Raw genomic sequence first — 22467 nt, forward strand, 5'->3', positions numbered from 1 at the left:
AAACGGGCCGGACAGCGCCGGCCTGAAAAGGGTTAGTACTTACGCGCCTGTTGAATATGCTGATTGAGCTTGTCGGCCACCTGCTGCGTCCGCTCTGAGGTGGAAGCCTGCGCCACGCCGACGTGCCACCAGCTGAAGTATTTGTGCACCATGGTTTTTGGCAGCACTTTGATGTCAATCAGGGTCGAAACCGTCTGCTGCTGCGCATCTTCCAGCGCCGCTTTCAGCTGCTCCAGCGTGGTGACACGGTAGGTTTTACAGCCGTAGCCGGCGGCTATCGCCGCGAAATCAACCGGCACGAAGCCGCCATCCAGCTTGCCGCCCTGCGGATTACGGAAGCGGAACTCGGTGTTAAAACTGTCCATGCCGTGTTCCATCTGCAGGTTGTTGATGCAGCCATTGGTCATGTTATCCAGCAGGATGACGTTGATTTTCGCCCCTTCCTGAATCGAGGTGACCAGCTCGGAGTGCAGCATCATGAACGAGCCGTCACCCACCATGGCGTAGACTTCGCGCTGCGGCTGTGCCAGCTTCACGCCCAGCGCGGCATTCACTTCGTAACCCATGCACGAGTAGCCGTACTCAACGTGATACGCGTTGTAATCTTTGGTGCGCCATACGCGCTGCAGGTCACCCGGCAGACTGCCGGCGGCGGCGACAATCACCGCATCCTTTGGCAGTTGTTCGTTTAAGGTGCCCAGCACGCTGCTCTGCGTCAGCACCGACTTTGTCAAACGCTCAAACTCGGCGAACAGCGCGGTGCGATCGATGTGGTCAGCGATTTCCGGAATAAAGTCGTCGGTGTTGAAAGTGGCGGCGTACACGCGCTGCGTCTCTTTCAGCAGCTTGCTCTGCGCCTGTTCAATCTGACCACCCCAGTGATTCTCAAAGCCGTTCAGTCCGGCTTCCAGCGCGGTTAATCCTTCGCGTGCATCCGCCAGCAGTTGCACGCCATCCAGCTTGTAGCTGTCGAAGTTGTTGACGTTAATGTTGAGGTAGCTGATTTCCGGATGCTGGAAGATCCATTTTGAAGCCGTGGTGAAATCGGTATAGCGCGTACCAATACCGATCACCAGATCGGCCTCTTTGGCCAGCAGGTTCGCCGCCAGACAGCCGGTTTCACCCACGCCGCCCACGTTCAGCGGATGGTCGGAAACGATGGTGCCTTTGCCGGCCTGCGTTTCGGCAAACGGAATATTGAAACGCTCGGCAAAGCTCAGCAGCGCCTGACCGGCATCGGAGTATTTCACGCCGCCACCCACTACAATCAGCGGCTTGTGCTTACGCGCAATCAATGCCAGCGCCGCGTCCAGCTGGGCCGCCGTCGGCAGACGCCGGTCAAGCAAATGCACGCGTTTCTGGAAGAAGTATTCCGGGAAATCCCAGGCTTCGCCCTGCACATCCTGCGGCAGCGCCAGCGTTACCGCCCCGGTTTCCGCCGGATCGGTCAGCACGCGCAGCGCATTGATACAGGCGGTCATCAACTGCTCCGGACGGCTCACGCGGTCCCAGTATTTACTCACTGCGCGGAAGGCATCGTTGGTGCTGATACTGAGATCGTGACTTTGCTCGATCTGCTGCAGCACCGGGTCCGGCTGGCGCGTGGCGAACACATCGCCCGGCAGCAGCAGCAGTGGAATCCGGTTGGCTGTTGCCGTGGCTGCCGCGGTAATCATGTTGGCGGCACCCGGTCCGACGGAAGAGGTACAGGCAATGATTTGACGGCGCAGCGACTGCCGGGCAAAACCGATGGCAGCGTGCGCCATACCCTGCTCGTTACGGCCCTGATACACCTGTAAATCGCCGCTGTCCTGCTCCAGTGCCTGGCCGAGGCCGAGCACATTGCCGTGGCCGAAAATAGCAAAGATGCCGTGCACAAATTTGGTTTCAACGCCGTCAACGTTCAGGTACTGGTTATCCAGAAATTTCACCAGCGCCTGTGCGGTAGTCAGTCTGATAGTGCCCATATGCTTCTTCCTTTACATGTGGTACCCGCTCAGGGGGTACGACGCGGTTCGGGTCGGCGGTGAAAACGCGCCCGACGCTAAGTGAAACGTGTGGCGATTATAAACAAATGTTTTTTCCATTAAACCTGATTACAGAAGAAACATTTCATTTTGCGATGAAGATCAAATTCGGCGCTGAAACGCGAGCGATGACGGGACGGGATGACAGCAAAGTGAAACAGCCTGCTGTGCCTCAGCCATCATAACGAAATTTCATTTCACGTCAGCAGCTTCCTCTCATCCGTCATCATTTCCTGCGAGCTGGCTCACAAGCCAGAGCACCCGCGAAACGGGCAAGCCGTAAAGGGCGGGAAAGGTGGCGGCACCAGAGTTTTACCTGGCTCACAAAATCGCGATGGATGTTTCATTTCATATTGTGTTTGGAATTTTTATTCCTCATACTGCCCACATAGCCAGTCAGGCACCCTGAGACCCCGGAAGCATTGCGCTTGATAGTGGGCGGCAGCGCCCGCCGTGTCTGCTTATCACAGAAGGAAACCATCAGTATGAGTACACAACAGAAGCGGCTTGATGTGATTTGTATTGGACGCATCGCCGTCGATCTTTACGGCCAGCAAATTGGCTCGCGCCTGGAAGATATGACCAGCTTTAACAAATACCTCGGCGGCTCTTCTGGCAACGTAGCCTATGGCACCGCGATTCAGGGGCTGAAGTCGGCGATGCTGGCGCGCGTCGGTGACGAACACAATGGCCGCTTCCTGCGTGAAGAACTGCAGCGCGTGGGCTGCAATACTGACGGGCTGATCACCGATAAGCAGCGCCTGACCGGGCTGGTGATTCTCGGCATCAAAGACGAAGAGACCTTTCCGCTGATTTTCTATCGCGACAACTGTGCGGATATGGGGCTGGTTCCCGAGGATATTCGCGAAGAGTTCATTACCTCGTCCCGCGCCGTGGCGGTAACCGGCACCCACCTGTCGCATCCGGACACGCGGGCGGCGGTGCTGAAAGCGCTGGATATCGCCCGGCGCAACGGCCTGCGCACCGCGCTGGATATTGATTATCGCCCGGTGCTATGGGGTCTGACCTCACTGGGTGACGGTGAAACGCGTTTCATCGAATCCGGCCAGGTGACGCAGCAGCTACAGGAAGTGGTGCACTATTTCGATCTGATCGTCGGAACGGAAGAAGAGTTCCATATCGCTGGTGGCAGTACCGATACGCTGACCGCGCTGAAAAATGTGCGTAAGGCCAGCAGCGCCACGCTGGTCTGCAAACGCGGGCCGCTGGGTTGTGTGGTGTTTGAGGGCGAGATTCCCGATAGCTGGGAACAGACGCGCCTGCACAGCGGCGTGCGCGTTGAGGTGCTCAACGTGCTGGGTGCCGGCGATGCGTTTATGTCGGGCCTGCTGCGCGGCTGGCTCAACGATGAGAGCTGGGAGCAGGCGTGCCGCTACGCCAACGCCTGTGGCGCGCTGGTGGTATCCCGTCACGGCTGTGCGCCGGCGATGCCAACCAAAGAGGAACTGGACGATTTCCTCAGCCGCGATAACGCGGTGAAACGCCCGGATCTGGACGCGCGCCTCAATCATCTGCATCGCGTTACCACGCGTAAGCAGCAGTGGCCGGAGCTGAATGTGTTCGCCTTTGACCACCGTAAACAGCTGGCCGATATGGCGCGCGAAGCGGGTGTCAGCGAGGAGCGCATTCCGCAGCTGAAACTGCTGCTGCTGCAGGCGGCACAGGAGGCGGCTAACGAAGCCGGTCTCAATGAGAAGAGTGGCATCCTGGCGGATACCACGTATGGCCAGAAAGCGCTCAACGCCATCACCGGCAAGCACTGGTGGATTGGGCGGCCCATTGAGCTGCCGAGCTCACGGCCACTGCGTCTTGAGCACGGCAATATTGGCTCTCAGCTGGTGGACTGGCCGGCCGAACACGTCGTCAAATGCCTGGTGTTTTACCATCCCCATGACAGTGCTGAACTGCGTAAAGAGCAGGACGAACTGGTTCTTGACGTGTGGCGCAGCTGTAACAAAAGCGGGCACGAGTTGCTGCTGGAAGTGATTCTGCCGGAAAGCAACCCGGACCGTAACGAGTCCTACTATTACGACATGCTGAGCCACTTCTATAGCCTGGGCGTTCAGCCGGACTGGTGGAAGCTACCACCGCTGACGGCGGAGAGCTGGCAGGCGATCGGCGAGCTGATTGAGCAGCAGGATCCGCACTGTCGCGGCATTCTGTTACTCGGCCTTGATGCGCCGGAAGAGAAGCTGAAAGCTGGCTTCGCCGCCGCCGCGCAGGCGAAGTGGGTGAAAGGTTTTGCCGTGGGTCGCACCATTTTTGGCCAGCCGTCACGCCAGTGGCTGAACGGTGAGCTGGATGATAAGGCGCTGATTGAGACCGTGAAAGGCAATTATCTGCGCCTGATTGGCTACTGGCGCGCCGCGCGCGGCTGACGGATTTGAAGAGGATGTACTGAGAAGCGGCCTGACGGGCCGCTTTTTAGTGTGTTGCGCGCGGATGCCCTCACCCCAGCCCTCTCCCACCGGGAGAGGGAGCCGTTCAGGCAGGTCGTTAAGCATTGTACCAGGCCTGTCAGACCGCTCCGGACTGTCCCCTCTCTCACTGAATGAAGAAGCAAAACCTTGCGACCCGCCTGATAAACCGCTCCGGACTGTCCCCTCTCCCGCCTGCGGGAGAGGGTTAGGGTGAGGGAAAGCCTTCAACCCCCTGAGTTTTGTGAGGCAATTCATAAACCGATGAAATAGCCTTCACGATAGCGTCAAACAAATGAAATTTTCCATCCATCTGGTACTATAGCGCTCATTATCCAGCCATATTTCCTTTTCTGACGGGCCGAAGTAATGACCAATAACCCAACGCAATTGACCTTGTTACAGGACGATATCCGTCGTCGCTACGAGACGCTGAGTAAACGCCTGAAGCAGGTGGCTCGTTATATCCTTGATAACAGCAACAGCATCGCGTTTGATACCGTCGCCTCTATCGCCCAGCAGGCGGATGTTCCGCCCTCCACGCTGATCCGCTTCGCCAACGCGTTCGGCTTTAGCGGCTTCAACGAAATGAAACAGGTCTTTCGTCAGCACCTGATGGAAGAGACCGTGAACTATACCGAACGGGCGCGCCTGTTCCGCCAGACGGCCACCGACGACAGCGCCAGCTCACCGGAGAGCCCGGTGGAGATCCTCAACGTCTTTACCATGGTCAACAGCCAGGCGCTGCAGCAGCTGGCGATGCAGGTGAATCCCGACCAGCTGAACAAAGCGGTGAAAATGCTCAATGAGGCGGAGAACATCTACATCATCGGTCTGCGCCGCTCGTTCAGCGTGGCCTCGTATCTGGTGTATGCGCTGCGCCATCTGGAGCGTCGCGCTTTTCTGATTGATGGCCTGGGCGGCATGTTCACTGAACAGCTCAGCATGGTGAATCCGAAAGACGTGGTCATCGCCATCAGCTACTCGCCGTATGCGCGTGAAGCGGTGGAACTGGTGGAGCTGGGCGCTAAACGTGGCGCGCATCAGATCGCCATCACCGACAGCCAGGTCAGCCCGCTGGCGGCGTTCAGCGATGTCTGTTTTGTGGTGCGCGAAGCGCAGGTAGATGGCTTCCGCTCGCAGGTGGCCTCGCTTTGCCTGGCGCAAACCCTGGCGGTGTCGCTGGCGCTGAATAACAGCAGCAACGAATAAACCCCGGGTACCGAATGGAACAAAGGCAGCCATCTGGCTGCCTTTTTTTATCTGTGCGCATTTCCGGCGACCGCGCGGAGACCCGATTAACGACGCGGATACTGCTCACTGTTCACCCAGGCGTGATCCTTCTCCCAGGTAAATTTCCACAGCCGTACCGGCCCGGCCATCACGTTCAGATAATAGTTATCGTAACCGGCCAGCGTCGCCACCGGATGATACCCGCGCGGCACCGTCACCACATCTCGGTTATACGGGGCCATACACTCGTCGAGCGAACGGTCGTCGGTGTAGACGCGCTGCATGGCGAAACCGGGCTCGGGATCGAAACGGTGATAATAGGTCTCTTCCAGATAGGTTTCGTCCGGGCTGTCCTTCTCATCGTGCTTGTGGCTGGGGTACGAACTGGTCGCGCCCTCGTCGGTATACACTTCCACCACCAGCAGGCTGTCGGCCGGTTGATTATCCGGCAGAATGTTATGCACCAGGCGCTGGTTGCGCCCTTTGCCACGGTGCTCCACGCCAACATCCTGCGGTGCAATCAGCCGCGCCGGCAGGTTGCCACTGCCCGGCGCACTGCATACCGCCAGCTCCAGATCGCTGTCGGCAGTGACTTCAACCTCATCATGATGCGGCACGTAAACCGAGTAAGGCGGCGTGCGCTCAAACGGCGACAGGCGCTTACCGATGCCAGGGAATTCTGCGTCGCGGGTTTTCACCGACGCCAGACCGGCCACCAGCACCAGGCACAGCTCTCTCTCGCCGCTGCTTAACCGCAGCGTCTGGCCCTTTTTCAGCAGATAAGCGTCAAAGCCCACATATTCCCAGCCGGCGCTCTCGGGCGTCACGTGCTGGATACGCCCGTGGCTGTCCGGCTGCTGCACTTTTGAAATCAGTGACATCCTGTTTCTCCTGTTGCGCGACATTAACCCAGCGTTGGCATGCTGAATTCAGAAACGGTCTGCTGACCGCTCGGCCAGCGCACGGTTGCCGTTTTCATGCGGGTGTAGAAACGCACCCCGTCCGGACCGTGCACGTTGAGCGCACCAAACACCGAACGCTTCCAGCCGCCAAAGCTGTGGAACGCCATCGGCACGGGCACCGGCACATTGACGCCCACCATGCCCGCTTCCACGTTATGCACAAACTCACGGGCGGTGTGGCCGTTGCTGGTAAAGATGGCGCTGCCGTTACCAAATTCGTGGCTATTTACCAGCTGCAGCGCGCTGTCGAAGTCGCTGGCGCGCATGATGCTCAGCACCGGTCCGAAAATCTCTTCGCGCCAAATCACCATCTCCGGCGTGACGTTATCGAACAACGTACCGCCAACGTAGTAGCCCTCTTCATGGCCCGCGACTTTCACGCCGCGTCCGTCAACCACCAGCGTCGCGCCTTCCTGCTCACCTTTGTCGATGTAGCCCAGCACTTTCTTCTGGTGCGCAGCGGATACCACCGGCCCCATTTCATTCTCTTCGGCACCCTGCTGCATGCCCGGCCCCACGCGCAGCGCTTTGATCAGCGGCGTCAGGCGCGAAATCAGTTTATCAGCCGTATCATCGCCAACCGCCACCACCACCGGCAGCGCCATGCAGCGTTCCCCGGCAGAACCGAAAGCACCGCCCATGATGGCGTTCACGGTGGCATCCAGATCGGCATCCGGCATCACGATGGCGTGGTTTTTCGCGGCGCCGAAGGCCTGCACGCGTTTGCCATGCGCGCTGGCGGTTTTGTAGATGTGCTCGGCCACGCCGGACGAGCCGACGAAGCTGACCGCCGCGATGCGCGGATCTTTATACAGCTGCTCGGCGTCTTCGTTTGAGGAGTGCACCACGTTGAACACGCCATCCGGCAGGCCCGCTTCTTTCAGCAGTTCAGCCATGCGTACCGAGGCAGAAGGATCGAGCGCCGGCGGCTTCAGCACAAAGGTATTACCGCACGCCAGCGCGATGGGGAACATCCACAGCGGCACCATCGCCGGGAAGTTGAACGGCGTAATACCCGCGACCACACCCACCGGCTGCATCAGCGAATAGCTGTCGACGCCGGAACCGACGTTCGGTGAGTTTTCCCCTTTGATCAGGTGCGGAATGCCGCAGGCAAATTCGATCACTTCGATGCCGCGCGTCAGCTCACCCAGCGCATCGGACCAGACTTTACCGTGCTCAGAAACAATCAGCGCCGCCAGTTCATCGCGATGTTTTTCCATCAGCGCTTTGAAGTTGAACATGACGCGGGCACGACGCAGCGGCGCCGTTTTCGACCATTCCGGAAACGCCGCATGGGCGACCTCAATGGCCTGCGCCACTTCTGCCGCCGTGCTTTGCGTCAGTTCGCGGATCACTTTGCCGGTCGCCGGATCGTAGACCGGAATGGTTTCGTTGCTGGCGCTGTGCGTGATTTTGCCGCCGATAAAGTTTCCTACGATAGTCATGTCGTTGCCTCTTTGATTTGTAAGGTCCCTGCAGGCCGCGGGTCAGTCTGGGTCGCGCCCGATCAGGCAATACGGAAAGCGTGCTATGAAGCTATTACAGTGAAATAAATTTTTCAAATAGTTCTTTTTGGAAAATTTACTTTTAGCGGCCTGGATCGCATTTTTCCGCCAGCGTCAGCGGACTGGCGCAAAGTGCGGGCCTGATGACAATGCCGATGCGGCCTGCACCCGTAATCAGCAGCAGTGAGATTAGCAGGACGATCAGTCAGCGAGAGGGTCAGCGCCGGAGCGTGGCTGGATGAAACGAAATATGAAATTTTTGCGAGGCAGATCCAATATCCGTTATTTCATAATTCAATTAAAACGAAATAAATGTTTTCTTTGCAGCATCTGCAGACAATGCGATGTGAAACGAACCCTTATCTGTGTCTTAGCGACACGCTTTTGTTAGTGTTGGCCTCGGTCGGAGGCCTTTTTTTCAGCTGTTTCCCCCATCCGATGCGTGATTGCCGCAGTGGATTGCCTGGTGCGCATCAATGCGCACCCTGCGGTGTTGGCCCCGTCGATTGCCCGGTGCGCATCAATGCGCGCTCTGTCATGCTGTAGGGGCGCCATTTATGGCGACCTGGACGCCGCGTCCCCGGCTGGCATCTCAGCCTGACGCTTGATCATCCGCAGGGTACAAAGCAGCGCAAATCCCACCAGCAGCGCAGTCAGCAGGTAGACCAGCTGTACGCCGGCGAAGCTCATGATAAAGCCCGCGATCGGACCGGTGATGCCGAGCGACAGATCCATAAACGCAGTGTAGGTGGCCAGCGCGCTGCCCTGGTTCTGCTGCGGCACCACTTTAACTGCGACCACGCCAATCGCCGGGAACACCAGCGAGAAACCGGCGCCGGTGAGAAAAGCGCCGAACTTCGCCATCCACGGATCGAACGCGCCCGCCACCAGCAGCAGGCCAATCGCCTCGACGGCAAAACACAGGCTGGCGACGCGCAGTCCGCCGAGCTTATTAATGGCGTTGGGAAACAGCAGGCGCATGCCGACGAACGCAGCGCTGAACAGCGTCAGCGCGAAGGCAGCACCGTCCCAGCCCTGCTCCTGATAAAACAGGGTGATAAAGGTGGCGATCACGCCAAAGCCCGCCGAGCCCATCGCCAGCAGCAGGCCAAAACCGTACACCTTACCGAGCACCGCGCGGAACGGCAGCGGTTTGGCCTTGCTGCCTTTCACCGGCGCACGGGGCAGCGCCAGCACTATCGCCAGCACGCTGATGGCGATAATCACGCTGGAGAGCAGCAGCAGGCCGCCGCTGCGAAAGATCATCACTCCAAGCGGTGCGCCAATCGCCATTGCGCCATAGGTGACAATGCCGTTCCAGGAGATCACCCGGCCAATATGCAGCGAGCCGACTTTCGCCACGCCCCACAGCGAGGTGCCGGTGCCGCAGAAACTCTGCCCGACGCCCAGCAGCACGCGCCCGAGGCATAGCAGCGCGAGGCTGAGCACCTCCTGCTCCTCTATCAGCGCCGACAGCAAAATACACAGCCCGCTCACCAGGCTGCCAAACAGCCCAAGCACCACCACTTTTTTGGGTCCCCAGCTGTCGGCATAGCGACCGGCATGCGGACGGCTCAGCAGCGTGGCAACATATTGCAGGCTGATCACCACGCCGGCCCAGAAAGCGCTGTAGCCCAGGCCGTCATGGACAAAGCCCGGCAGCACCGCCAGCGGCAGGCCAATGGTGAGATAGGTGGCGAAGTTGAACTTCACGATGGAGAGAATCTGTAAATTCAGACGAAAACGGCTGTATTCGGCCGCGGCGGGCTGGTCAGGCATGAGTGATTGCGCTCGTGTTTGACGGAATTTTTATAGCTGAAGCTTCACTATACGCCTTTTCTCGCCGTGCGCACCGTCGATTAGCGGCGGGCTGATGGCGGTATCTCCGGCGGTGCTTATCGGGTTCGCTTCGCTTACTCCTAAACAAACAATTACTTACTGGCGTTCAACTACACTTTCCACAGCGAACCACCATTCAGGAGAGGGAATGAACGAAAAGCCACAGGAGAAAATTGGCCAGAACATCCTGGTCAAGCTGGCGATGTTAGTGATTATTCTGGCGGGCATTCGTGCCGCGTCGGATATTCTGGTGCCCTTCTTACTCGCCAGCTTCCTGGCGATTGTGCTTAATCCGCTGGTGACCCTGCTGATGCGCCGGGGTCTGCGGCGCGGCGTGGCGATCTCGCTGGTGATCACGGTGATCTTCATTGTGATGCTGCTGCTGGTCGGGGTGCTGGCCAGTTCGGTAAGCGAGTTCAGCGATACCTATCCACAAATCCGCAGCCTGCTGGAACAGAAGCTGACGGTGCTGCAGCATTTCGCCGCACAGTTTCATATCAATATCTCCACCAGCGCACTGGCGGCACGGCTCGATCCCAATGTGATTATGAACATGGCCACCACGCTGCTGGCGCAGTTCTCCGGTGCCATGACCAACGTAGTGCTGTTGATTCTGACCGTGGTGTTCATGCTGTTTGAGGTGCACCATCTGCCGTACAAATTGCGCAATGCGATGATGAATCCGCAGATCCGCATCGCCGGATTGCACAAAGCGCTAAAGGGCGTCACGCACTATCTGGCACTGAAAACGCTGGTCAGTCTGATTACCGGGCTGGCGGTGTGGCTGGTGCTGATGCTGCTGGACGTCAAATTTGCGCTGTTCTGGGGCGTTGTCGCCTTTATCCTCAATTTTATCCCCAATATCGGCCCGATTATCGCCGGTGTGCCGCCGTTTATTCAGGCGCTGGTGTTGAATGATGTGTATGACGCCGTGCTGGTGGCGGCGCTGTTCAGTGCCATTCACATGGTGTTTGGCAATATGCTGGAACCGCGCCTGATGGGACGCGGGCTGGGGCTGTCAACGCTGGTGGTATTTCTGTCGCTGATTTTCTGGGGCTGGCTGCTCGGTCCGGTCGGGATGCTGCTGTCGGTGCCGCTGACCAGCGTCACCAAAATCCTGATGGAAACCACGCCGGGCGGCAGCCGGCTGGCGATAATGCTGGGTAATGGCCGCCCCAAACCGCGCCTGCGCGTCAAAAATAACCGGCCCGCGCCGCGCCCGTAACGTCTTACCACGCCACGATGCCAGACAATCGGTATTTGCCGATCGTCTGGCAGCTTCCCTGCGCAGTGACGCCGCCGCCGTATGGCGTCAGCGCGCATCGCCATGCCTGATGATTCTGGCGCAACATTCTTACTCATCTCGTGCCACAGGCTTTTTCCTGCCGGGAAATGCCAGTAACGGCAAAACATTGTCAATAAACGCAAAGCGCGAACCATAATTGACTTGTATCAGATTGGTGGAAAATCAAAACGCTAACATGCACGGCCGCGGGAAAGTGTTATGCTGCTGACGCCGTAACGCGCTCCCTGAATGCTGCTTAAACCGACCGAGGAAAGTCTGGTGCCTCTGCAAAAACGACAACGCGATTTTGGCTGGCTGTTGATTGTCTGTGCCGGGTTATTACCGCTGGTGCTGGGCATATTTTGCACAGCCATTGAGGCGCGCCATACGGTCAGCCAGCAGCAAATTGCCACCGCCAATGCCCTGCTGACGCAGGCAGAAAAGATGAGCGACAGCGCCTGGGATATGGTGACCCGCCTGCGTCAGTACCAGAATCGTCGCTGCGCCGATATTGATGAAGATTTGCAGCGCGCCGGCACCCTTAATGCCTATTTCCGCTCGATTGGTACCCTGCAGGGCAGCGAAATCACCTGCTCGTCGGCTTACGGGCTGCAGCACGACACGCTGGCCGGGATGATGATGCAGTCGCCGCCGGTGACCGGCAAAGCCTGGTGGAGCCTGTCGATTCGCGGCACCTCCGGCGTACCGGATCGTCCGGCGGTGATTTTCGTGCGTCACCTGCCGGACAGCAGCGGTTTCTGGGCGGTGATTGATGGCCAGTATCTGATGGACTTCATGCGCGCCATCGGCGAGTCGAACCGTTATCAGATGAGCCTGCGCTTCAACGGCGGCAGCCCCATCGCCAGCGGTCCGCACGACCAGCCAGAGCTGCTGTACCTCAGCAGCGCCAACTATCAGGCGGAGTCCAGCCGCTATCCAATCAGCGTCAGCGTGACGGTACCCGCCGCCGAGCTGATCAAAGCCTGGCGTCAGGCGCTGCTAATTTTCCTGCCAATGGCCGCCATCTTTTCGATTTTGCTGATGGTGCTGACCGCCAACTGGCTGCGCCGCCGCCTCTCATGGGCGGATGAAATTCGCCGGGCGATACGCAACCGTGAGTTCACGGTGCACTATCAGCCGGTGTACAGCACCGGGATTCAGCGCTGCACCGGTGCGGAAGCGCTGATGCGCTGGCAGCGGCCCAACGGCGAAATGATCCGCCCGGATATCTTCATCAGCCATGCCGAAGCGGAAGGCATGATCGTGCCGCTGACCCAGCATCTGCTGGCGATGATGGCGGAAGATATCCAGAGCTGGCAGGTTGAACCGGGCTTCCACATTGGCTTTAACCTCGCAGCTGAGCATCTGCAACACCCCGATTTTGTGCAGGACATGATGCGTTTTGCCCGCAACATCCGTGACAAACAGATGCTGATCACGCTGGAGCTTACCGAGCGCAGCCTGATCGAGGACGGCGACGCGGTGTCGCGCAAGCTGCGCTATCTGCAGTCGCACGGCATGAAGGTGGCGATTGACGACTTCGGCACCGGCCACTGTGCGCTCTCCTATCTGATGACCTTCCCGCTCGATTACCTGAAGATTGACCGCGGCTTTATCAACGCCATTGAAGGACTGGAGATCGAAACCCCGGTGCTGGATGCCATCATCAATCTGTGCCACAAGCTGCAGCTCGAGGTATTGGGTGAAGGGGTAGAAACCGCGTTGCAATTTCAGTATCTGCAGCAGCGTGGCGTGGTATTTATTCAGGGCTATTATTACGCCCGTCCGATGGACAATAACCAGCTTCGCGCCTGGCTTAATCAGCAGGGGCGCCAACCGCTTCCCGTTGAGGACCATCATGAGCCTGAACTGCATCATTCTTGATGATTATCAAAATGTTGCCCTGTCGCTGGCCGACTGGGCATCGCTGCAACCGCAGGTACAAACTAGCGCGCTGCACCGCCACTACGCCGACGAAGATGAACTGGTCGCTCACATCGCCCACGCCGACATCCTGGTGGTGATGCGCGAACGCACGCCGCTCAGCGCCCGGCTGATAGGCCGCCTGCCCAATCTGAAGCTGATTGTCACCTCCGGCATGCGCAATGCCTCAATCGATCTGCACGCCTGTGCCGAACGGCTGATTGCGGTGTGCGGCACCGCCAGTAGCAGCGCGGCGCCGCTGGAACTGAGCTGGGGGCTGCTGCTCGGTCTGGCACGCCATATCCCGGCGGAGAGCCAGGCGCTGCGCAGCAACGGTGCGTGGCAGCATACGCTGGGCATGGCGCTGCACGGCAAAACCCTCGGCCTGCTTGGGCTGGGCAAGATTGGCGGTGAGATGGCTAACGTGGCGCGCGCTTTTGGCATGCGCGTGTGCGCCTGGAGCCAGAACCTGAGCGAAGCACGCGCAGCGGCGTGCGGCGCAGAGAAGATGGCTTCGCTGCCGGCGCTGCTCGGGGCGAGCGATGTGGTATCGATTCATCTGGTGCTGAGTGAGCGCACCCGTCATCTGCTGGACGGCGCGGCGCTGGCGCACATGAAGCCGGGTGCGCTGCTGATTAACACCTCGCGCGCCGGGATTGTCGATCAGCAGGCGATGATCAGCGCACTGCAGTCTGGTCAGCTGGCGGGCGCCGGGCTGGATGTCTTTGAACAGGAGCCGCTACCGGCCGATCATCCGCTGCGTCAGTTGCCGAACGTGCTGGCGACGCCGCATCTGGGCTACGTCGCCGACACTAATTACCGCACCTACTTCAGCGAGGCGGTGGAAGATATTGCTGGCTGGCTGCACGGCGCGCCGCTGCGCTCGCTGCTTTAAGCCCCCGGCGCGTCGACAGCATCAGGGTTAGCTATGGCAGTACAGGCGCGGCAGCCCGGCATAATTAATCATCTGGTCGCCATTGGGCAGCTGGTACATCTGGTAATAATCGTTATTGCCCTCGCGCGCTGGCGAAAACACGATCTGCGCCGCCAGCGCGGGCGGTACGGTGTCGTCTGCCAGGATACGTACGTTGCGCGTGGTGCTGAGCATGAAATCGCCCTGGCGGCGCCAGGTGGTATCGGATACGCGATGCAGGCGATAGTGGCGATCGCGTACCGTGACGGTGCCGGTCAGCGTTGAGCTGCCGCTGCCGTCCGCCTTAAAGCGCGTGCGAATGGTGGCATCAATCGCGCCAGCCGGCGCGCCTTCATGATCAATACGATACGGTACCTCACACCACTCCGGCACCGGTTCTGCCGGCCGCAGCAGCAGCGCCAGCGCCCACGGCAGCACAAAGGCCAGCACCACTGCCGTTGTGATTATCGCTTTACGCATCGGGTATCTCCTGCGCTGACACCATCCATGAAATACATTCGTTGTCCTTCTGCGCGATCGGTTTGGCGCACAGGAAGGTGCTGGAAAAGAGTCGGGTGCGCACCGGGTTGATGTACACCATCGGTGGCGCTGAGCCATCCGGCAGGCGCGGCTGCCACTGCCGATAGCGCCGCAGCGCGTCCTGCACCACCCACGAATCGGCTTTCAGGTGGCTGGGGATAAACACCTGGCTGTTCTGAATGCGCAGCAGCGGCCGGAAATCCAGCGCATCGTGCTGCACCGGCGCAAACATCTGGCGTGCCAGCAGCGCCAGCGCGACATTCACCAGCAGCAGCGCAACGATTACCCAGCGCAGCACAGGCCGCTTTTTCTTTACGCTGGCCGGCGCGGGCGCAGGTTGCGGACTGACCACCGCTGCCGCTGGCGCAGCCACCGGCTCATCGCTCAGCGGCGCCACATCGACCTGATCGGCCAGCACGCAGCCAATCAGCGGCACCTGATGCACCAGCGGCCCCGGCGCGTGTGCCAGCAGCGCCTGCTGATTGATGGCGGCAATGGTGGCCGTCAGGCGTTCGGCGAACGGTGTGTCGCTGGGGACGCGCTGGAACAACGCATGCAGGGTCTGGTTGCGCACCAGTTTGCCATCCGCATCAATCACGCGCCGCAGAATAGCGGTTTGCAGCGGCGTCAGTGCCACGCGGTGCGCGGGCGACTGCACCGGGAAGAGGACCTGCTGGTCAACGTCAAAACAGAGACTTTTTGCAAATAAAACAAAGCGTGCCATGCGGCGCCCGATCTCCGGCAGAGAAACTGGCGCAAGTATAGATATTTTCGCTCGCCCGCGCATCTACGCTGCGGCCTGCGTCGCGATTCAGACAATTTTTTTGCCGCGATTGTGGACCAAAACGGCCATAGTTTTAGCCAAAAAATAGCCAGTTATTGGCGGAAACATGACAAATATCACATTTAAACGGTATACTCTGTCGCGGGATGCAATAATTACCTGAGTAATAATTGCTTTGGCAGGCCAGGGAAAAAACCACTTTCACGGCTATGCTTTAATTTTCTCAACGCCGCGGACTGAACGCTCCACCGAGTCCGCAGCGTTGAGGACTTTTTGAATTCCAATACAGGGTAACCTCATGAAATTACGTAGGAAGCGTGTAAAACCTATTGGGCTGGATGACGTCACGATTATCGATGACGCTCGTTTACGTAAGGCCATTACCGCCGCGTCACTCGGTAACGCGATGGAATGGTTCGATTTCGGTGTTTATGGCTTTGTGGCCTACGCGCTGGGTAAAGTGTTCTTCCCGGACGCCTCGCCTGGCGTGCAGATGATTGCCGCACTCGGGACCTTCTCGGTACCGTTCCTGATCCGTCCGCTGGGCGGCCTGTTCTTCGGCATGCTGGGCGATAAATACGGTCGCCAGAAAATCCTGTCGATCACCATTGTCATCATGTCGATCAGTACCTTCTGTATCGGCCTGATCCCTTCTTACGCCTCGATTGGCATCTGGGCACCGATACTGCTGCTGCTGGCGAAAATGGCGCAGGGCTTCTCGGTGGGCGGGGAATATACCGGTGCGTCAATCTTTGTCGCCGAATATTCGCCGGACCGTAAGCGCGGTTTCATGGGAAGCTGGCTGGACTTTGGTTCGATTGCCGGCTTCGTGCTGGGCGCGGGCGTGGTGGTGCTGATCTCAACGGTGATTGGCGAGCAGAAATTCCTCGACTGGGGCTGGCGTATTCCGTTCTTCCTCGCGCTGCCGCTGGGCATTATCGGCCTGTATCTGCGTCACGCACTGGAAGAGACGCCAGCGTTCCAGCAGCATGTTGAGAAGCTGGAGCAAGGCGACCGCGAAGGTCTGCGCGACGGCCCGAAAGTGTCGTTTAAAGAGATCGCCAGCAAACACTGGAAAAGCCTGCTGGCCTGTATCGGTCTGGTGCTTGCCACCAACGTGACCTATTACATGCTGCTGACCTACATGCCGAGCTATCTGTCGCATAACCTGCACTACTCGGAAGATCACGGCGTGCTGATTATCATCGCCATCATGATGGGGATGCTGTTTGTGCAGCCGGTGATGGGCATGCTGAGCGACCGCTTCGGCCGTCGTCCGTTCGTGATCGTCGGTAGTATCGCCCTGTTCTTCAGTGCGATTCCGGCCTTTATGCTGATCAACAGTAACGTACTGGGGCTGATTTTTGCCGGTCTGCTGCTGCTGGCGGTGATCCTCAACGCCTTCACCGGCGTGATGGCCTCGTCACTGCCGGCGATGTTCCCGACGCACATTCGCTACAGTGCGCTGGCCAGCGCCTTCAACATCTCGATTCTGATTGCCGGTCTGACGCCAACCGTGACCGCCTGGGCGGTGGAAGCCAGCAACAATCTGTATATGCCGGCTTACTATCTGATGGTGGTGGCGGTGGTCGGTCTGGTGACCGGTCTGTACATGAAAGAGACCGCCAACAAACCGCTGCGCGGCGCGACACCGGCGGCATCGGACCTCGAAGAAGCGCGTGAGATCCTGCAGGAGCATCACGACAACATCGAGCAGAAGATTGAAGATATTGATGAAGAGATCGCCCGCCTTGAGGCGAAGCGGAAAAACCTGGTGCAGCAGCACCCGGACATCAACGAGTAATTTGCCCTTTCACTCCCGCCACCTGGCGGGAGTTTTGTTTCTGCGGTTGCCGGGTGCGTGAGAATGTGTGTGCTGCGGTGAGGCTTCCAGGTGCGCATGAATGCGCACCCTACGGGTAACGGCGGGTTGGGATTCGGCGGTGGCCGGATGCGCTGTAGGGGCGGCATTGATGCCGACCGGCAACGACGCCCGGCCCGCACCGCACACAATCCTTCATGCTACCCGGCGAAAAGGGGTAAACTGTCGCCACTTTTTTCACCAGCATAAGTTAATCGAGCATGTCTGATTTCAATCTCATTCAGCGCCCAAGAAGACTGCGCAAAAGCGCGTCGATGCGCGAACTGTTCCAGGAATCCCACCTCAGCCTGAACGATCTGGCCCTGCCGATCTTCGTTGAAGAAGGCGTGGATGATTACGTGCCAATCAACGCCATGCCGGGCGTGATGCGCATTCCGGAAAAACGTCTGGCGTACGAAATCGAACGCATCGCCAAAGCCGGTATCCGTTCGGTCATGACCTTCGGTATCTCGCACCACACCGATGCCACCGGCAGCGATGCGTGGAACGAAAACGGCCTCGTGGCGCGCATGTCGCGCATCTGCAAAGACACGGTGCCGGAAATGATTGTCATGTCCGATACCTGCTTCTGTGAATACACCAGCCACGGCCACTGCGGCGTACTGTGCGATCACGGCGTCGACAACGACCAGACGCTGATTAACCTCGGCAAACAGGCGGTGGTTGCTGCGCAGGCCGGTGCCGACTTCATCGCGCCGTCAGCAGCAATGGATGGCCAGGTGAAAGCGATTCGCCAGGCGCTGGACGCGGCCGGTTTTACCGATACCGCTATCATGTCTTACTCCACCAAATTCGCCTCGTCGTTCTACGGCCCGTTCCGTGAAGCAGCGGGCACCGCGCTGAAAGGCGACCGCAAAACCTATCAGATGAACCCGATGAACCGCCGTGAAGCGATTCGCGAGTCGCTGATTGATGAAGCGGAAGGTGCAGATTCGCTGATGGTCAAACCGGCAGGCGCTTACCTCGATATCCTGCGTGATATCCGCGAGCGCACCACGCTGCCGCTGGCGGCTTACCAGGTGAGCGGTGAGTACGCGATGATCAAATTTGCCGCTCAGGCGGGCGCCATTGATGAACGTAATGTGGTGCTGGAGAGCTTAGGTGCCATTAAGCGTGCCGGTGCAGATCTCATTTTCAGCTATTTCGCCCTTGATCTTGCCGAGCAAAAAGTGCTCTGATCCTCTCGTTACGCTAAACAATCGCGCATTGCCGCGGTTGTTTAGTGCTCTCTGCCCCTGCGCGGGCACGACATCCGGTTTGCTGTAACACATCCATCATTAACAAGAGTTACGCGATGAAAGCACCTGCACTGCCTGCGGACGAATCACAGCGTCTGGCCCAGTTACGTGCGCTCAACATTCTGCACACACCCACAGAAGAGCGTTTTGACCGTTTAACCCGCCTTGCCCGACGTCTGTTTGATGTTCCGGTCGCGATGGTCAGTCTGCTGGAGAATGACTATCAATGGTTTAAATCCAGCGACGGTTTTGATCGGCCAACCACCGCGCGTAACATCTCTTTTTGCGGTCATACCATTCTGCAGGATGAGGTGATGGTGGTCGAGGACGCGCTGGCCGACAAGCGCTTCAGCGATAATCCGCTGGTTACCGATGCAGACAATCCGGTGCGTTTCTACGCGGGCTATCCGCTGCGCACGCCGTCTGGTGCCAAAGTCGGTACGCTGTGCATCATCGATAATCATGCGCGCCAGTTCAACGCGGAGGATCTGCACGCGCTGCGCGATCTGGCGGCCATGGCCGAAGCCGAGCTGGTAGCGTTTCAGACCGCGACGTCCGATGAGCTAACGCAAATCACCAACCGGCGCGGCTTTATGACGCTGGGTCAGATGGCGCTGAATGAGTGCCAGCTAAAACAGCTGCCCGCCAGCCTGACGTTTCTCGATCTCGACGGCTTCAAGGCCATCAACGACCGGCATGGTCACCGCGAGGGCGACCGCGCGCTGATGGACTTTGCCGATGCCATGAAGGTGAGTTTTCGCCATGCCGATATCTTTGCCCGGCTCGGCGGTGATGAGTTTGTGGTGCTGCTGAACGGCATTCGTCAGGATGAGGCGGAAGTGACGCTGGCGCGCTTCGCCCACTATCTGCATAAACAGATGCAGGATCTGGAGCGGCGCTACACGCTGCAGTTTTCATCGGGCATCGTGGAATTTGATCCGCAGCAGCCGCAATCGCTGGAGCAGCTGCTGGAAAGCAGCGACGCACGCATGTACGCCGCCAAGTACCAGAAAAGGCAGCCGCGCAGATAGCCGCTCCTTAATGCGCCAGGTCGTCAATCAACGTCTGATTAAACTTCGCTGGCGCTTCCATCTGCGGCGCGTGCCCCATGCCGGGGAACTCAATCAGCCGCGCGCCGGGAATCAGCTGTGCCACCTGTTTGCCCAGCACATTGTAATGGCCGAGCTGCGCTTTCACCGCCGGTGAAGCGATATCGCTGCCAATCGCCGTGGTATCGGCCGTGCCGATCATCAGCGTGGTCGGCACCTTCAGGTCTTTAAACTCGTAATAGACCGGCTGGGTGAAAATCATGTCGTAGATCAGCGCCGAGTTCCACGCCACTTTCTCATGCCCCGGTCCTTTATTCAGCCCGGCCAGCATCTGCACCCATTTGTCATATTCCGGCTTCCACTGGCCGCTGTAATAGGTGTGCTGCTCATATTTCTTAATACCCGCCGCGTCGAGCTTCAGCTCGCGCTGATACCACTGATCCACTGAGCGCCATGGCGCGCCCTTCGCCTTCCAGTCCTCAAGGCCAATCGGATTGACCAGCACCAGCTTCTGCGTCTGCTGCGGATACATCAGTGCGTAACGCGTCGCCAGCATACCGCCGGTTGAGTGGCCAACGATCACCGCGTTCTCAATGCCGAGCTGCGCTAACAGCTGATGGGTGTTTTGCGCCAGCTGCTGGAAGCTGTACTGATAGCGGGCGGGTTTGGTGGAGGTGCAAAAACCAATCTGATCCGGCGCAATCACGCGATAGCCCTGCTGGCTCAGCGCGTTGATGGTGTCTTCCCAGGTGGCAGCGCAGAAGTTTTTACCGTGCATCAGCACCACTGTCTGACCATTGGCCTGCTGCGCCGGCTTCACGTCCATATAGCCCATGCTGAGCGACTGCTGCTGGGAGGAGAAGGTAAAATGCTGCAACGGATAAGGATAGTGAAATCCCTCCAGCTGCTCGCCATACACGGCCTCTGCGGCCTGCGCGCTGAGCGTGCCGCACAGCATCGCTGACGTCAGCGCTACGCTGAGTAACGGTTTTAATCGAAAACGAAACGTCATGTGACCTCTTCTGTACAGGGGAAAAACCCTCAGTCTGGCACGAAAACCGCCGGTGGATATTGATGCGCCGTGCCGCCGCCCGGAACACCTTTGACTGTTAAGCCGCGCAAAGCGATAACCCATTTGCGTTAATAATAACGGCCGTAATTACGGCAACTATTCAACATCATCACAACATGTCGGTGATTAATTTCACGATAAACAAGACCAGTCTTGATGACAATTAATAAAAAAGCCATTTCCTGATAAAACTTTACGTTACGACAGTGCTTAAAAAGTTTAATTTAATTACACTGTGTCGAGTTATTGGAGGACCATAATGATGCAGCAAAAATACAACCAAGGGGTGATTGATTCGGTGACCGAATGGATTATGGCCAACCTGGATCAACGTTTGAGCATTGATGATATTGCACTGAAATCTGGCTATTCCAAATGGTATTTACAGAAACTGTTTGCCCGTTACCATAACGAAACGCTGGCGCGTTATATTCGCAAAAAGAAACTGATTTGTTGCGTGAATGAGCTGAAATTCAGCCGTACACCGATTATCAGTCTGGCGGTTAAATACCATTTCGAAAGTCAGCAATCCTTTACCCGCTCGTTTAAACAGGTGATGGGCTGCACGCCGCTATTCTGCCGCAAACGCCAGCTGAGCGATGCTGCCGAAGCCCTGTTGCGCAGCAGTGACGATCCCTGCGCGCTGTGTCGCAAAGTCGGGTTTAATCGCAGCGAGCAGGAAAAACCGGTTGTTAATCCGGTCAGCGAAAATAATGGGAAGTTTCCAGCGCGTATTAGCTGCGCGGTACGTTAATCACGTCTGATATTTCGGGAAAATATTTATAACCGCACAGGTTTAAGCGGCGCGATTTATTACGCTGATGTTAAGTGGCACCGTGCCCATTCAGGCATCGCGCAATAAATTGCGCCGCTACGGTACGTGCGAAAAGTCATTTCGGTGCCTGTCGACCGCACAGATTGTAGCGGCGCGATTTATCATGCTGATGTTCCGCCGCACCGTGCCCATCCGGGCATCGCGCAATAAATTGCGCCGCTACGGTACGTGCGAAATATCATTTCGGTGCCTGTTGACCGAACAGATTGTAGCAGCGCGATTTATCGCGCTGATGTTCAGGTGCACCGTGCCCATCCGGGCATTGCGCAATAAATTGCGCCGCTACGGTACGTGCGAAATATCATCTCGGTGCCTGTTGACCGCACAGATTGTAGCGGCGCGATTTATCGCGCTGATGTTGAGTTGCACTGTGTCCATTCAGGACATTGCGCAATAAATTGCGCCGCTACGGTACGTGCGAAACGTCATTTCGGTGCTTATCAACCGCACAGATTGTAGCGGCGCGATTCATCGCGCTGATGTTCCGCCGCACCGTGCCTGTCCGGCCGGTGAAACCCTTTTATTCCTCAGCGCACCGGCTGGCCCGGCAGCAGCTTATCTGACATCAACTGGCGACAAACAAACGCGTCCTGCCGCGCCTGCTGCTGCTGTTGCGGCGACAAATCCTGCCATACCGTTTGCAGATGCTCCGCCAGCCCGGACTGGAAATGAATCTTCTGCAGCGCGTAATCCGAATTACCGCCTTCAATAATCTGCTGCATCGCCTGCGCGCTGTTATCGCGCCCGTCATGGGTCAGCGTACAAAAGGTCGCGATGTAATAAGCTTTGTCCTCATCACTGTAATGCGGCATCAGCCACCAGATCAGTGCACTGATAACCAGCAGCAGCGGCAGCAGGAATTTGATTTTTAACATGGATTTATTGACCAGCTGAAAAAGAAAACGCCGCGATCTTAACAGATTCGCCGCGCCATGCCGC

At 58.1% G+C, this 22467-nt stretch carries 18 protein-coding genes; 9 read left to right on the forward strand and 9 right to left on the reverse strand.

Features of this window, described 5'->3' with window-relative positions:
* Positions 1-32: 32 nt before the first annotated feature.
* Entirely contained in the window at positions 33-1967 is a 1935-nt protein-coding gene (gene iolD / locus C1N84_RS00790) for a 3D-(3,5/4)-trihydroxycyclohexane-1,2-dione acylhydrolase (decyclizing) (RefSeq protein ID WP_021507393.1), read from the reverse strand.
* 545 nt (positions 1968-2512) lie between these two features.
* Here iolD and iolC point away from each other — a divergent pair.
* Together iolC and C1N84_RS00800 are read left to right on the forward strand one after the other, a co-directional pair.
* Positions 2513-4426 carry a bifunctional 5-dehydro-2-deoxygluconokinase/5-dehydro-2-deoxyphosphogluconate aldolase gene (gene iolC / locus C1N84_RS00795; RefSeq protein WP_264441890.1) on the forward strand — a complete coding sequence of 638 codons (1914 nt, stop codon included), beginning with the start codon at positions 2513-2515 and terminating at the stop codon, positions 4424-4426.
* Positions 4427-4834: 408 nt separating this feature from the next.
* On the forward strand, positions 4835-5677 hold the full coding sequence (locus C1N84_RS00800; RefSeq protein ID WP_088516544.1) for a MurR/RpiR family transcriptional regulator: 843 nt from the start codon (positions 4835-4837) through the stop codon (positions 5675-5677).
* 86 nt (positions 5678-5763) lie between these two features.
* Here C1N84_RS00800 and iolB read toward each other — a convergent pair whose 3' ends face one another.
* From iolB to C1N84_RS00815, 3 genes are all read right to left on the reverse strand, one after another.
* Positions 5764-6579: a 5-deoxy-glucuronate isomerase gene (iolB, locus tag C1N84_RS00805; RefSeq protein ID WP_058759327.1), complete on the reverse strand. Its 816-nt coding sequence runs from the start codon at positions 6577-6579 to the stop codon at positions 5764-5766.
* Positions 6580-6602: 23 nt separating this feature from the next.
* The gene (locus C1N84_RS00810) at positions 6603-8108 is read right to left on the reverse strand and encodes a CoA-acylating methylmalonate-semialdehyde dehydrogenase (protein WP_021507389.1); all 1506 of its coding nucleotides are present in this window, start codon (positions 8106-8108) and stop codon (positions 6603-6605) included.
* Positions 8109-8723: 615 nt separating this feature from the next.
* A complete protein-coding gene (locus C1N84_RS00815; RefSeq protein WP_262265141.1) occupies positions 8724-9947 on the reverse strand; it encodes an MFS transporter in 1224 nt (407 codons plus the stop codon).
* A gap of 208 nt (positions 9948-10155) precedes the next feature.
* On the opposite strand from C1N84_RS00815, the gene C1N84_RS00820 reads away from it, so the two are divergent.
* A complete protein-coding gene (locus C1N84_RS00820) occupies positions 10156-11232 on the forward strand; it encodes an AI-2E family transporter (RefSeq protein ID WP_150059640.1) in 1077 nt (358 codons plus the stop codon).
* 4 nt (positions 11233-11236) lie between these two features.
* On the opposite strand, the gene C1N84_RS00825 is transcribed toward C1N84_RS00820, so the two are convergent.
* Positions 11237-11359, reverse strand: coding sequence for a hypothetical protein (locus C1N84_RS00825; RefSeq protein ID WP_394541699.1), 123 nt, complete (start codon positions 11357-11359; stop codon positions 11237-11239).
* A 212-nt stretch (positions 11360-11571) separates the two neighbouring features.
* On the opposite strand from C1N84_RS00825, the gene C1N84_RS00830 reads away from it, so the two are divergent.
* Positions 11572-13176 (forward strand): EAL domain-containing protein, encoded by a 1605-nt coding sequence (locus tag C1N84_RS00830; protein ID WP_264441889.1) that lies wholly within the window; start codon positions 11572-11574, stop codon positions 13174-13176.
* Complete coding sequence (locus C1N84_RS00835) at positions 13151-14110, forward strand: D-2-hydroxyacid dehydrogenase family protein (protein ID WP_264441888.1); 960 nt, start codon at positions 13151-13153, stop codon at positions 14108-14110. Before C1N84_RS00830 ends, C1N84_RS00835 begins: the two co-directional genes overlap by 26 nt.
* 27 nt (positions 14111-14137) lie before the next feature.
* Here C1N84_RS00835 and C1N84_RS00840 read toward each other — a convergent pair whose 3' ends face one another.
* Together C1N84_RS00840 and C1N84_RS00845 are read right to left on the reverse strand one after the other, a co-directional pair.
* Positions 14138-14608, reverse strand: a complete 471-nt coding sequence (locus tag C1N84_RS00840; RefSeq protein ID WP_021508122.1) for a hypothetical protein — start codon at positions 14606-14608, stop codon at positions 14138-14140.
* Positions 14601-15392: a hypothetical protein gene (locus C1N84_RS00845; protein WP_021508121.1), complete on the reverse strand. Its 792-nt coding sequence runs from the start codon at positions 15390-15392 to the stop codon at positions 14601-14603. The genes C1N84_RS00840 and C1N84_RS00845 overlap by 8 nt, the downstream gene beginning before the upstream one ends.
* Before the next feature lie 358 nt (positions 15393-15750).
* Between C1N84_RS00845 and proP the strand changes: the two genes are divergently transcribed.
* The 3 genes from proP (at position 15751) to C1N84_RS00860 (ending at position 19603) form a co-directional block, all read left to right on the forward strand.
* A complete protein-coding gene (gene proP, locus C1N84_RS00850; protein ID WP_264441887.1) occupies positions 15751-17256 on the forward strand; it encodes a glycine betaine/L-proline transporter ProP in 1506 nt (501 codons plus the stop codon).
* A gap of 278 nt (positions 17257-17534) precedes the next feature.
* The gene (hemB, locus tag C1N84_RS00855; RefSeq protein ID WP_031279816.1) at positions 17535-18512 is read left to right on the forward strand and encodes a porphobilinogen synthase; all 978 of its coding nucleotides are present in this window, start codon (positions 17535-17537) and stop codon (positions 18510-18512) included.
* A 116-nt stretch (positions 18513-18628) separates the two neighbouring features.
* Entirely contained in the window at positions 18629-19603 is a 975-nt protein-coding gene (locus C1N84_RS00860; RefSeq protein WP_058770949.1) for a GGDEF domain-containing protein, read from the forward strand.
* A gap of 7 nt (positions 19604-19610) precedes the next feature.
* On the opposite strand, the gene C1N84_RS00865 is transcribed toward C1N84_RS00860, so the two are convergent.
* On the reverse strand, positions 19611-20633 hold the full coding sequence (locus C1N84_RS00865; RefSeq protein ID WP_264441886.1) for an alpha/beta fold hydrolase: 1023 nt from the start codon (positions 20631-20633) through the stop codon (positions 19611-19613).
* A 319-nt stretch (positions 20634-20952) separates the two neighbouring features.
* On the opposite strand from C1N84_RS00865, the gene C1N84_RS00870 reads away from it, so the two are divergent.
* Positions 20953-21447, forward strand: coding sequence for a helix-turn-helix domain-containing protein (locus C1N84_RS00870; protein ID WP_031279815.1), 495 nt, complete (start codon positions 20953-20955; stop codon positions 21445-21447).
* Positions 21448-22055: 608 nt separating this feature from the next.
* Here C1N84_RS00870 and C1N84_RS00875 read toward each other — a convergent pair.
* Complete coding sequence (locus C1N84_RS00875) at positions 22056-22403, reverse strand: hypothetical protein (RefSeq protein ID WP_211724969.1); 348 nt, start codon at positions 22401-22403, stop codon at positions 22056-22058.
* Positions 22404-22467: the final 64 nt, after the last annotated feature.

The sequence above is a fragment of the Pantoea sp. SGAir0418 genome (assembly GCF_043529865.1).

Bases quoted from the DNA above. Each gene is read 5' to 3' on its own strand.
- C1N84_RS00860 (WP_058770949.1), top strand. From the start codon at position 18,629: ATGAAAGCACCTGCACTGCCTGCGGACGAATCACAGCGTCTGGCCCAG.
- C1N84_RS00865 (WP_264441886.1), bottom strand. From the start codon at position 20,633: ATGACGTTTCGTTTTCGATTAAAACCGTTACTCAGCGTAGCGCTGACG.
- iolC (WP_264441890.1), top strand. From the start codon at position 2,513: ATGAGTACACAACAGAAGCGGCTTGATGTGATTTGTATTGGACGCATC.
- proP (WP_264441887.1), top strand. From the start codon at position 15,751: ATGAAATTACGTAGGAAGCGTGTAAAACCTATTGGGCTGGATGACGTC.
- C1N84_RS00875 (WP_211724969.1), bottom strand. From the start codon at position 22,403: ATGTTAAAAATCAAATTCCTGCTGCCGCTGCTGCTGGTTATCAGTGCA.
- C1N84_RS00840 (WP_021508122.1), bottom strand. From the start codon at position 14,608: ATGCGTAAAGCGATAATCACAACGGCAGTGGTGCTGGCCTTTGTGCTG.
- hemB (WP_031279816.1), top strand. From the start codon at position 17,535: ATGTCTGATTTCAATCTCATTCAGCGCCCAAGAAGACTGCGCAAAAGC.
- C1N84_RS00810 (WP_021507389.1), bottom strand. From the start codon at position 8,108: ATGACTATCGTAGGAAACTTTATCGGCGGCAAAATCACGCACAGCGCC.
- C1N84_RS00835 (WP_264441888.1), top strand. From the start codon at position 13,151: ATGAGCCTGAACTGCATCATTCTTGATGATTATCAAAATGTTGCCCTG.
- C1N84_RS00870 (WP_031279815.1), top strand. From the start codon at position 20,953: ATGATGCAGCAAAAATACAACCAAGGGGTGATTGATTCGGTGACCGAA.
- C1N84_RS00845 (WP_021508121.1), bottom strand. From the start codon at position 15,392: ATGGCACGCTTTGTTTTATTTGCAAAAAGTCTCTGTTTTGACGTTGAC.
- C1N84_RS00815 (WP_262265141.1), bottom strand. From the start codon at position 9,947: ATGCCTGACCAGCCCGCCGCGGCCGAATACAGCCGTTTTCGTCTGAAT.
- iolD (WP_021507393.1), bottom strand. From the start codon at position 1,967: ATGGGCACTATCAGACTGACTACCGCACAGGCGCTGGTGAAATTTCTG.
- C1N84_RS00800 (WP_088516544.1), top strand. From the start codon at position 4,835: ATGACCAATAACCCAACGCAATTGACCTTGTTACAGGACGATATCCGT.
- C1N84_RS00825 (WP_394541699.1), bottom strand. From the start codon at position 11,359: ATGTTGCGCCAGAATCATCAGGCATGGCGATGCGCGCTGACGCCATAC.
- C1N84_RS00820 (WP_150059640.1), top strand. From the start codon at position 10,156: ATGAACGAAAAGCCACAGGAGAAAATTGGCCAGAACATCCTGGTCAAG.
- iolB (WP_058759327.1), bottom strand. From the start codon at position 6,579: ATGTCACTGATTTCAAAAGTGCAGCAGCCGGACAGCCACGGGCGTATC.